The sequence below is a fragment of the Spirochaetaceae bacterium genome (assembly GCA_009784515.1).
Taxonomy (GTDB): domain Bacteria; phylum Spirochaetota; class Spirochaetia; order WRBN01; family WRBN01; genus WRBN01.
This window is the reverse complement of sequence record WRBN01000068.1, coordinates 1-10,809: the sequence shown is the minus strand read 5'-3', so window position 1 is coordinate 10,809 and position 10,809 is coordinate 1. Positions and strand designations below refer to the sequence as shown.

The following is a 10,809-nucleotide window of genomic DNA, read 5'->3' as shown; positions in this document are numbered from 1 at the left end:
TGCTAAACCCATTATGGTAGATATTGAGGAAGATAGTTTTAACCTTAATACCGATTTAGTAGCTAAAGCCATTACGGCCCATACCAAAGCCATTATCCCGGTAGATGTAGCCGGACTGCCCTGTAATTACCGGCAATTGTTTAAAATAGCCCACGAACATAAAAATATTTTTAAAGCCGCCAATAACCGGCAGGAAGTTTTAGGTCGCATAGCTATCATTGCCGATGCCGCCCATAGTTTAGGGGCAACTTATCAGGGACAACCCAGCGGCAGTTATGCCGACTTAACGGCTTTTTCTTTTCATGCCGTTAAAAATTTAACCACCGCTGAAGGCGGAGCTTTACAAATAAGTAAAGTAGCTTTAAAATATTGGCCAAATTTTTACCGCGAGCTTCGGTTGTTAAGTATGCACGGGCAAACCAAAAGCGCCCTCGAAAAGCAAACCGGCTGGGAGTACGACATCGAGCTGGCCGGTTATAAATGTAACTTAACTGATATAGCGGCGGCACTTGGCTTAAGCCAGCTTAATCGTTACCCCGCTATTTTGGCTAAACGTAAAGCCGCCGCCTTACATTATAACGGCAGCTTTAATGAGAGCGTATTTATTTTACCTTTATTGAGTAATGACGGAAACGAAAGTTCTTATCATCTTTATCTTTTACGCCTGCAAAATTATACCGAAGAAAAACGCAACATTTTAATTAGCCGGCTGCGTGCGCAAGGCATTGCCGCTAATGTGCACTATCAACCATTACCAAGCTTAACTTTATACAAAAATTTAGGTTATAACCCCAATCATTATCCTGTGGCTTATCATAACTATAATAGGGTTATTAGCCTGCCGCTTTTTAATAATATTAGCCCTCAGCAGCTAGATTATGTCAGCAAAACCTTAAAGCAACTGGCTTAAAAGCAAGTAACCGCTAAACTTTGGGGTCTGTTAATAATTAAGCTATAATTCGCCGATAGTTACTTAAGAAAGGATAACTAATGAAACATTACGGCCTATTATTTTTTTTATTATTTATCTCAAGCTCGTTGTTATGGGCCGGTGATGTAGCGCGTTTTGTTAATTTGGGTTTTTCACCCAATGGCAGCCACTTTGCCTTTGCCCAGCACGGCTACTCTACCGACAATAACGAAACGTTTGCTAATGTTTTTTTTGTTGATGTAGTGCGTAATGTTTTTGTGCCGGGCGGCGTTCATAGCAACACCCGGCCTACCGCCTTACAACTAGGCGATAATGCCGACGGTACTTTGTTTGAACTTATCGAGCGTTTAGCTAACCTGCGGCGGCAGCATAATATTGATTTTAACCAAAAAGGGCGCGTTATCTATGTAAATTCCAGCTTAAGCGAAAGCTTAAGGAACGATCTTGCCCGCCCGGCCAACGTTTTACAGTTCCGCGACTTTGAAAGCGGTTATACTTTTCATATCAATTTGCAAGAAAACACTTTTGGCAACGGGGCCAATGTAAGCTCCAGCTTTTTTATCGATGTAACGGCAACTAACTCGGCCGGGATTAGCCGTAGCCATCGGGTTGGGTTGCCTAACTTTGTCAGGCAGCGCGTGATAGATTACGCCATTGAGCAAATAATTTTAGCGCCCGGCGGCAATAGTTTAGTTTTTGTGGTGGCTAGGCGCGAATTTAGCCCATCGGGCTCGCCTAATATCCGCTATATGGTAGAAACCGTCAACTTTCGTTAGCAGGTTACCACCCTTAGAAGCGGCTTGTATATCCGCCTATTTACCATCAATATGAGTTGGAGAAAGATGTACAAATATTTTTTATTAATCACTTTAATCTTATTTAGTACTAACCTGTTAGCCCAAGAAGCCTTGCCTAATGGGTACCGTAATATTGTTTTAGGCAGCTCGATGGAAGAGGTGCGCGAGGCTTTAGCTAACGACACTTTTTTTCTTTATCGCGGCCGGCCCGATGCCTCTATGCTCTTTGAGGACAGCACCGCCATCGAAGTGCGCGGCGCCGGGTTTATCCACCGGGCTTTCTTTTTGTTTTACAACGATAGGCTTTACAACATTACTCTAGAGCTTAACCCCAATATGCTCGATTTTTTTACCATTTACCAAACCTTTGTGGCTAATTACGGCGAGCCGACCGACCTTAGCCCCAGCCGTGCCTTATGGAGTAATGATGAAATAGAAATAACTATAGAGCGCGAACTGTTTGTTAAATACATCGATGTAGCTATTTTTAACGAACTACGCGAAAGCAGTAATATCCAAGATAATTTACAAAATATGATAAGAGATAATTTTTTAAGTTATTTTTAAAGTAATGAGAGATTATTAATAAAAAAAATGAGGTGTCAAAATGAAATTTTTTTTATTAACCTTACCCCTTGTTATGCTGGCTTGCCAAGCTCATGATAGTTTTGAGGGTGTTACTTTTAGGGTAGGCCATTGGGTACCTCTTTCCTCACTTCACCCCTTTGAGAGAAACGGCACTACTGAGAATATAGTCTTTATGGCCCTTTACGAGGGGCTCGTCCGTCTTGATAAGGCCGGTAATATTATTCCCGGCCTTGCCCAAAGCTGGCAAATTAATGCAGATAATACCAGCATAACTTTTACTTTACGGCCTAACCTACGCTTTAGCGATGGCTACCCTATTAACAGTTTAACGGTGGCGGCCAGTAAGTGGTACTTTACCGGCCGCTTTGATAACACCTTTGTAAGTACCGAAATAATTGATGAGCGCACTTTAAGGTTTAATTATAGCCAGCCAAGACTTTTTATAGCAGAAGAACTTATTCGTTTTTATATCTTACCCATACATATTATAGAGCAACATGGCTCGCGCTGGCATTTGCCCCAAAACCATGTAAGCAGCGGCCCCTTTAAATTACACAGCCTGAAAACCGATGGCAGCCTTACCTTATTGGCTAACCCTAATTACTGAGATAGGGCTAATGTGCACATAGACCGCCTTATAGTTTCTATGCATACAAATTTTATTCCCCAGCAAGATTATACTTTATTTAACCTTATTGCCAGTGGGCAGGTCGATTGGGTACCTCACGCTCCGGCTAGACCGCAAACAGAAAAAGCCCGCGCTAGCTATGAAAAGCTTTGGCAGCCCGAAGAAATTATGGCTAGCTATGCCATATATATTAACCACAATGGCCCTTTAAGTGATGTACGGGTGCGCAGGGCTTTAGCTTTAGCCTTGCCGCGTGATGAACTTTGGCAATTTAACTCTTATTTCACTCCTTTACAAGGAATCGTACCGCCAACCTTACCAAATTATCCCCATCGGGATATATGGCTTCCTCATAAATCTCCTACTCCACCGCCGCAATTTTTTAACCCAGAGCTGGCACGGCAATTATTGGCCGAAGCCGGCTTCCCCGCCGGTGAAGGGCTACCCACCTTTACTTTAGCCGGTTCTCAATCTGGCGCCGTACCTACTGTACTTAACATTATTACTCAAAGTTGGTTAAACGAGCTGGGCATACAGGTAGAAACCGCTCAGTTTGAATGGAATAATTTTTTTAACGAAATGCCTAGTTTTAATTTTTACTTAAGAGTTACTATAGCAAATATTCCTAATCCATTAATCTTTTTAACTCCCTTTGATGGTGGTCAGCTCTTGCGCGGTTATCATAACCATAACTTTAGCAGCCTCTTAAGGCAAGCCGAAGCCTCCGCCACCTTAGAAGAACTGTTCGCCTTAGCCAGCGAAGCCGAGAGGATACTGGTGCTGGAAGATCAAGCCGTAATCCCTTTATTTACTTATGTTTACGCCAATTTAATCAACCTAAACAAATGGGAAAGCTGGCAGCCGAACCACCGTGGCTTACACACTTGGGTAGGTATAAGGTTGCGAGATGATTACGTATTTTAATTTATTATTAAATAGCTACCAGTTCTATCCCTAAAGCTCTTTGGATTTTATCAATAGTTTTTATAGTAATATTATTTTTAGCTGGGTTCTCGAGCCTTTGGTAAGCTTGGTAAGTAATATTTAACCGCCCCGCCACATCACCCTGAGTTAAACCCAACGCTTCGCGCATAAAGCGCAGCTTTAAAGCCGTTGCTATGTGCGGGTAAACCTTAACAGCATAATAATCCTGCCGGCCCTCATAATTATTAGGAGCCTTGATAGCGGAAGCACAGCTAAGATACAAATTTAAAGCTTCTTCGGCCATAAATAAAGCTTCTTCTAAAGTATCTCCCTCTGTATAACAACCGGCTAAATCATCAAAAACAATCCAATAACCGCCTTCTTCGGCTTTATTTGCCTTTGCGTAGTAAATCATGCTGCCCCCTATCTTAGCCCAGCGTCTTTAAGTAAAGCTATTTCAAGACCTTTTCTTAAATCTTTTTTGCCATGAACAGGAACCACCAGCTCTTTTTCGCCCTCTTTATAAAGTATATGGTGAGAGCCGGTAATACGAATTAATTTATAGCCATTTTTAGTTAATAATTTAATCATCTCTTTACCGTTCATAACCGTATTATACAATGTATACCTTGCTTTGTCAATGGTTATTTTTTGGCGTGATAACCCTAAATTAAAGTACCCAAGGCCCCTTTATTGGTTCTGCAAGGCCAATAAAGCAATAAGCCTCAAATGTCAAGCCTTATATGCTCGTCCAATACAAATCATTATCGCCATAACGGCGATAACTGGCGGCCTCGAGGATATGTTCCGGTAAAATAGGCCGGCTGGCGGCAAGGTCGGCGATGGTACGGCTTACTTTAAGCACACTATGACTGGCTCGGCTGGAAAGCTCCAGCTTTTTAACTACCAGCAAAAAAACCTTTTCGGCCTCGTTATCCAGCCGGCAAAACTCTTTAATATGGGCCGGGCCAATGGCCGAGTTATAGTTAAAAGGTAATTTTAAATACCTTTCTTTTTGCAGGCGGCGGGCCGCCTCCACCCGGGCACGAACTGCGGCGCTGCTTTCGCCGGCTTCGCCTAGCAGCTCTTCGGCGCTAACCGGTTTAACGGGCAGGCGCATATCTACCCTATCCAGCACCGCACCGCCCAGCCGCTTCCAGTAGCGCGCTACCTCGTTGGGGCTGCATAGGCACACCTTATCGGCACGGCCCAAGCTGCCGCAAGGGCAAACGTTAGCGGTAAGCATTAACTGAAAATCGGCGGGGTACCACATCGTTTGCCCGGCCCGCGCTAAGGTAATACGTTTGGCCTCCAGCGGTTCGCGTAGGTTTTGCAACAGATGCTTACCAAACTCAAAACTTTCGTCTAAAAAAAGTACGCCGTTATGCGCAAGACTAATTTCACCGGGCATAACAAATTTACCGCCGCCAATAATACCTTCGCTACTGGCCGAATGGTGCGGGCTCCTAAAGGGCGGCCGCTGGATAAGGCCATCGGTTAGCTCGCCGCGTAAACTATAAATACGGTTAGTCTCTAATTTTTCGCTATGATTTAAATCTGGTAAGATAGAAGGCAAAGCCCGCATTGATAAAGTTTTACCGCTGCCCGGCGGGCCAAATAAAAATAAATTGTGTTTGCCTGCCGCCGCTACCTCGAGGGCACGCTTAAGATGAAGCTGGCCTTTAATATCGGCAAAATCGAAGCTATCTTCGGTCGGTTTAACCAAGTGCGTAACCCCGGCGGCCTGATTACTAGGAGCCGCCCCTGCGCTTAAGTGCTTGACGGCCTCACACGCTTCGGTAAGATTTTTAACGGCAAAGTAACGGCCGCTGACGATAGCTTCGGCTTCGGCCATATTTTCATGAGGAATAATAAAATACTCCACACCCTCTTCAAGGGCGGTGGCTAAGGCCGCCAAAATACCCGGCACGGCACGCACACGGCCCGATAATTCCAGCTCGCCCAGCGCTAGGACTTTGTCGTTAAAATCTTCACTTAGCTCTAAATCGCCGGAGCCTTGTAAAATGGCTAAGGCTATAGCTAAATCGAAATGAGCGCCTTCTTTTTTAATGTTAGCCGGGGTTAAATTGATGAGTAACCGCTCACGCGGAAAATTATAGTTACTATTTTTGATGGCGGCGCGCACGCGCTCTTTGGCCTCTTTAACGGCGCTATCGGGCAGGCCGATAATCTCGGTGCCCGGTATACCGCGCCGCAAATCTATTTCTATCTCTACCAGTAGGCCATCGTAACCCTTTAAAGCATAAGCGCACAGCTGCATAGCCGTATTGTAACTTAAAGCAGGTAAAAAAGCTAGGCTACAAGCTTATTTTAACCCAAAATAAATTATCTTAAGGCTCTGCTTTCTTCTAGATGGCGGCGGGCGGTAGCCACATCGGCAGCGTCAAGGCGGCCGCTGTTACGCTCTAAAAAATCGGGGATAGCTCTGGTCGCCGACGTAAGCGTCCATATGCGCGAGTTATCCCGTAATGTTCCTAAGGCACGGTACATATTATAAACTTGGATGTAAGCCTCGTTAATGGCATTAATTTCTTCGGCCGTAAAGCGGCCGTTAGGACCAAGCCGATTAAAAATATCTACCACTTCGCCGGGGAAAATCAGGTCGGGGTCGTCGCTGCGCCACACATTATTAATGTATAAATCGGGCCATAAATAAGCGTTCCCCCATCTGGCAAAAGCAATACCGCTAACGGTGTCGCCGCTAACCACATGATGGCGGGCGATAACACGGCGTTCGGAGTGAGGCGGCGGCTGCCGAACCACCGCTGCCGGCGGGGCGACATCGGTAACTCCCGTAGCCGGCGGCGGCGTAACAACTTCGCTGGGGGTTACCGCCGCCGGAGGCGATACCTCGGGCTGAGCGGGCGGATTAACTGGAGTAACCGGTACAACAACGGCATTGCCGCCGCTAATAAAGCTGGCGCCGCCTAACCCTGAATGGCTATTACCACCAAAAGCGAGCAAAACCAAACCAACCGATAACGCTGTAAAAAGAAATATTAAAAAGGTTAATAATACCTTTAATTTAGCCTGATATTCCATAACCACCCCTAATTTTTAAAGCTTAGCTTAATTAATATAACATATTATCGGCTAAACGGCTCCTTTACCTTTAACATAAAGGGGCAGGTAACAATTAATAAGTAATAACCAAAGAAAACCGCCTTGCGGCCTTTATTAATTAATATCTATTAGTTATTACCTATTCCCTGCTCTTGGCTTCTTGCCAAGCTTCTTCCATTTTATCAAGGTTAGCGCGCTCTAAAGCTAAGCCTTGCTCGGTTAATTTTTTAACTACAAAATTAAAGCGGCTAACGGCTTTATTGTTGGCATAATTAAGGGCTTCGCTGGGATTAACTTGTAAATGGTTAGCCAAACAAACGGTAATTAATAACAGGTCGCCCAGCTCGTGGTTAATGTTTTGCGCATTACCGGCCGCAATTTCGGCTTTAAGTTCGGCCAGTTCTTCTTCTACTTTAGCGATAGCCTCTAAAGGGCTGCCAAAATGATAACCGGCCTTCGTTAATTTTTTATCGATAGCCAAGGCCCGTTCCAGCGGCGGCAAGCCGCGCCCTACCCGGCTTAAATACCCATCGTCTGTACGGCCTTGCTCTTTTTGTTTTTGGCTTTGCCAAATAGCCAAACTTTCCTCCGGCGAAACCGCCGTAACATTGCCAAAAACATGCGGGTGGCGGCGGATAAGCTTAGCCGTTACTCCCTCTAAAGCCTCATCGAGGGTAAAAAGCTTTTGCTCCTCAAAAATGGTGGCCAGCATGGTAACTACCAAATAAAGGTCGCCCAGCTCTTCTTTAATATTGGCGGTGTCGTTATTATTAATAGCGTCTATTAGTTCGTAACTTTCTTCTATCAAATTTGGCTGCAAGCTCACGGCCGTTTGGGCTTTGTCCCAAGCGCAGCCATTTTCGCCCCTAAGCTGCTGTAAAGTATTGCAAAGTTTTTCAAAATACATTACTCTATTGTAAAATAAAATAAAAAAAATAGCTAGCTCTTGGTTTAAATTTAAGTAGATAACTTAAAGTATAAAAATAATGAAAAATAAACTATCTTTTAACCATTTATTATTAGCAACTTTTATGTTGGCAGCTTGGCCTAGTTTTGCCCAGCAAACAAACAATAACCCCCATCTTCCTACCCTTAGCGAAGAACTTAGTACTTATATTAATTTTTTACGGCGTTTTGCTTTTATCGATGTCTTTACCACCGCCAGAGCCAGCACCGCCAACTTTACAGATAACTCGTTAAACCGCTTTAATTATATCGATTTTATTAACCACAATAAATTTTACACCATTGGTTTTGATTTTAGCTACCGTAACTTCGATTTTTACTTTGCGCTCGATTTAATTCAAACCTTTATGATATATAATGATAATTTTGCTTGGTCTAGCCTGCCGCTAGGTAAAGGCGGCTTTGTTGATGGCCTAGACACCACTGTCCCTCTGGCCGGCTACATAGCTTATGACACCGATTTTATCACCCTGTCGGTCGGCCGTCGGCGGATGGCCTTAGGGCCCGGCGATTATAGCTTGGTGGTAGGGCGCGATAACCCTTTTTTAGACGGAGTTTTTTTTGGTATTAGGCCCCGTATCGGCCAAAATTCGCGTTTTTCTTATTACTTTATTGGGGCCAGCGATGACGGTCTTGCTTTAAACAACTTTGTTACTTGGAATAAAGAAGCCGCCGTCGCTAACCCTGCCGCAAGCCGTTGGTTTGAAAACGACAGTATGCTACAGCAAATATCGCGCTATTTTTTAGTGCATAAAATAGCTTTTAGCAGCCGTAACTTTAAAATTGGCCTTACCGAAAGTTTTGTCGTTAGCGGGCTACCGCTTACCTTTTGGCTGGCTAACCCCTTTATGATTTGGCACAATACCTACCTCGATTTAGGTGGGTTAAGCGGTAATGTGGCCATAACCCTAGATGTAGAGCGCCGCTTTAATAACCTGCGGGTGTACGGCGAGTTTAGCCTTGACGACTGGCAGCTGGGTTGGGAAGGGGTAGAGACGCACCCTAACTCCATCGGTCTTTATGTGGGGCTAGATTGGCAAGTTTTTGCCGGCGACGAGCTTTTTAGCGGGGTTAAGAGCGGCCCTTATGACCGTATAATGAGAGAAGACACCCTAGCTTTTGAGAGCGGCTTGGTGGTAAGCTTACAATTTGTTTATGTTTCGCGCTATTTTTACCGCCGCCACCACGATGACCCGTTAGGAAAATTTACTTTTTTTAATAGTTTACAACATACCGGCGACAACCGCGATTTTTATATAATGGAAAATTACTTAGGATTTGCCTACGGCCCCGATAGTTTTTTAACGGAGTTTACCGCCACGTGGCAAAACAGGCAAATTTTTAGCGAAAACCGGTTGGGGCTGCTATTTTTAGGCAGCGATAATCTGGCCTCTTCCGGCCACATCGACCGCAACCACTCGCAGCCACAAGGCACTTTTACACCCAACGAAAACAGCTCGCGCCATTGGGGGTTTTCCAGCTTAGCCCAAATGGCTCTTACCCTGCAAAGCCGCAACTTTTTGGCCTTAAACAGTTTTACCTCGTTTTACTTTGGCGCAAACGGCCGGATTATCCTTAATAAACCCAGCTTATCGCGTGTTATGTTAGAGACCGGCTTGTTTATCTCTTTTTAATCATCGGCGGGACTCTGGTGCGGAGCGATAATACCTGCCCTAAAACCTATAATCGTTTGCTCGCTCAGCGGGCTGCCTTCTATTTGCAGCTCGGTTAAAGCCGTAAGGGTTGTTATGTTAAGGCCGGTTAGCTGAGTATCGGCTACATCGAGTAGCGTTAAATGGATAAGATTACTTACATTAAGGCTGGTTAAAGGGTTATCGCACACCCAAAGCCCAACTAAATTAACATTATTGCTTACGTTTAAGCTGGTGAGCAAATTACTGCCCACACTAAAGTTGGCTAAATTAATATTATTATCAATATTAATAATTGTTAAAAGGTTAAAATTTACCCAAAGGCCGGTTAAATTAATATTATTGCTTAAATTTAAGCTAGATAACTTATTATTACTTAAACTAAGCCGGCTTAAGTTAAGGTTGCCGCTTAAATTTATAGTGGTTAATTGGTTATCTGTAGCCTGAAGCGCAACTAAGTTGGTCAAATTATTAACATTAAGGCTGGTTAGCCTATTATGGCTTGCCCAAAGCCAAGTTAAATTAATATTGTTACTTACATCTAAAGTGGTTAATAAGTTATCGCTTACGGCAAGTTCGATTAAAAGAGGGTTATTACTTACATTAAGATTTGTTAGCTGATTATTAGGCAAGGCAAGCACCGTTAAATTTATATTACGGCTTACATCTAAGTTAGTTAATAAATTGTCGTAAAGATAAAGCCCTTCTAAATTTATATTATTACTTACATTTATAGTAGTTAATTGGTTATTACCGGCCTCTAACATAGTTAAATTGGTAAGGTTATCCACATTTAAGGTTGTTAAGTGGTTATCGTTTACCGAAAATTCGATTAAATTATTATTGTTACTCACATCTATCGTACGTAAATTATTACCGTTAATGTAAAGCATGGTTAAATGGGTAAGATTTCTTACATCTAAGCCGGTTAATTGATTATCTCTTACATTAAGTGTCGTTAAGCCTATAAGCCTGCTTACATCTAGGGCCGTTAGCTCGTTATCGCCCGCCCAAATCCCCGTTAAATTACTATTATGACCCATATTAAGGTTAGTTAGTAGGTTTTCTTGGACAATAAGTTCGGTTAAATTACTATTATTGCTGACATCTAAACGGGTTAGCCGGTTATTGCGTACATCTAGCCTAACTAAATTACTAAGCCGGCGTATATCTAAACTCGTTAGTTCGTTAGTGCCCAGCCACAGCCTAGCTAAATTGGTAAGCCGGCTTACATCTAGG

At 43.6% G+C, this 10,809-nt stretch carries 10 protein-coding genes and 1 pseudogene; 5 read left to right on the top strand and 6 right to left on the bottom strand.

What is annotated here, in order from left to right; translation table 11 throughout:
• The 4 genes and pseudogenes from FWE37_07520 to FWE37_07505 all read left to right on the top strand — a co-directional run.
• Nucleotides 1–910 (top strand): DegT/DnrJ/EryC1/StrS family aminotransferase (locus tag FWE37_07520; protein ID MCL2520829.1); only part of this gene is annotated, 910 nt, incomplete at its 5' end.
• A gap of 80 nt (nt 911–990) precedes the next feature.
• Nucleotides 991–1,707 (top strand): DUF2259 domain-containing protein, encoded by a 717-nt coding sequence (locus FWE37_07515; protein MCL2520828.1) that lies wholly within the window; start codon nt 991–993, stop codon nt 1,705–1,707.
• A 66-nt stretch (nt 1,708–1,773) separates the two neighbouring features.
• On the top strand, nt 1,774–2,295 hold the full coding sequence (locus tag FWE37_07510; protein ID MCL2520827.1) for a hypothetical protein: 522 nt from the start codon (nt 1,774–1,776) through the stop codon (nt 2,293–2,295).
• A gap of 193 nt (nt 2,296–2,488) precedes the next feature.
• Nucleotides 2,489–3,868: pseudogene (locus FWE37_07505) on the top strand (ABC transporter substrate-binding protein).
• A 7-nt stretch (nt 3,869–3,875) separates the two neighbouring features.
• On the opposite strand, the gene FWE37_07500 reads toward FWE37_07505, so the two are convergent.
• The 5 genes from FWE37_07500 to mazG all read right to left on the bottom strand — a co-directional run bounded on the left by FWE37_07500 (nt 3,876) and on the right by mazG (nt 7,859).
• On the bottom strand, nt 3,876–4,283 hold the full coding sequence (locus tag FWE37_07500) for a type II toxin-antitoxin system HicB family antitoxin (protein MCL2520826.1): 408 nt from the start codon (nt 4,281–4,283) through the stop codon (nt 3,876–3,878).
• A gap of 8 nt (nt 4,284–4,291) precedes the next feature.
• Nucleotides 4,292–4,474, bottom strand: a complete 183-nt coding sequence (locus FWE37_07495; GenBank protein MCL2520825.1) for a type II toxin-antitoxin system HicA family toxin — start codon at nt 4,472–4,474, stop codon at nt 4,292–4,294.
• Nucleotides 4,475–4,607: 133 nt separating this feature from the next.
• Complete coding sequence (locus FWE37_07490) at nt 4,608–6,149, bottom strand: YifB family Mg chelatase-like AAA ATPase (GenBank protein ID MCL2520824.1); 1,542 nt, start codon at nt 6,147–6,149, stop codon at nt 4,608–4,610.
• 65 nt (nt 6,150–6,214) lie between these two features.
• Nucleotides 6,215–6,931, bottom strand: a complete 717-nt coding sequence (locus FWE37_07485; GenBank protein ID MCL2520823.1) for a hypothetical protein — start codon at nt 6,929–6,931, stop codon at nt 6,215–6,217.
• A gap of 160 nt (nt 6,932–7,091) precedes the next feature.
• Nucleotides 7,092–7,859 (bottom strand): nucleoside triphosphate pyrophosphohydrolase, encoded by a 768-nt coding sequence (mazG, locus tag FWE37_07480; protein MCL2520822.1) that lies wholly within the window; start codon nt 7,857–7,859, stop codon nt 7,092–7,094.
• A 79-nt stretch (nt 7,860–7,938) separates the two neighbouring features.
• Here mazG and FWE37_07475 point away from each other — a divergent pair, with 79 nt between their 5' ends.
• Nucleotides 7,939–9,552, top strand: coding sequence for a hypothetical protein (locus FWE37_07475; protein ID MCL2520821.1), 1,614 nt, complete (start codon nt 7,939–7,941; stop codon nt 9,550–9,552).
• Here the strand turns inward: FWE37_07475 and FWE37_07470 are convergent.
• Nucleotides 9,549–10,809 (bottom strand): hypothetical protein (locus FWE37_07470; protein MCL2520820.1); only part of this gene is annotated, 1,261 nt, incomplete at its 5' end. The genes FWE37_07475 and FWE37_07470 overlap by 4 nt on opposite strands.

Bases quoted from the DNA above. Each gene is read 5' to 3' on its own strand.
- FWE37_07515 (MCL2520828.1), top strand. From the start codon at position 991: ATGAAACATTACGGCCTATTATTTTTTTTATTATTTATCTCAAGCTCG.
- FWE37_07510 (MCL2520827.1), top strand. From the start codon at position 1,774: ATGTACAAATATTTTTTATTAATCACTTTAATCTTATTTAGTACTAAC.
- FWE37_07500 (MCL2520826.1), bottom strand. From the start codon at position 4,283: ATGATTTACTACGCAAAGGCAAATAAAGCCGAAGAAGGCGGTTATTGG.
- FWE37_07495 (MCL2520825.1), bottom strand. From the start codon at position 4,474: ATGAACGGTAAAGAGATGATTAAATTATTAACTAAAAATGGCTATAAA.
- FWE37_07490 (MCL2520824.1), bottom strand. From the start codon at position 6,149: ATGCAGCTGTGCGCTTATGCTTTAAAGGGTTACGATGGCCTACTGGTA.
- FWE37_07485 (MCL2520823.1), bottom strand. From the start codon at position 6,931: ATGGAATATCAGGCTAAATTAAAGGTATTATTAACCTTTTTAATATTT.
- mazG (MCL2520822.1), bottom strand. From the start codon at position 7,859: ATGTATTTTGAAAAACTTTGCAATACTTTACAGCAGCTTAGGGGCGAA.
- FWE37_07475 (MCL2520821.1), top strand. From the start codon at position 7,939: ATGAAAAATAAACTATCTTTTAACCATTTATTATTAGCAACTTTTATG.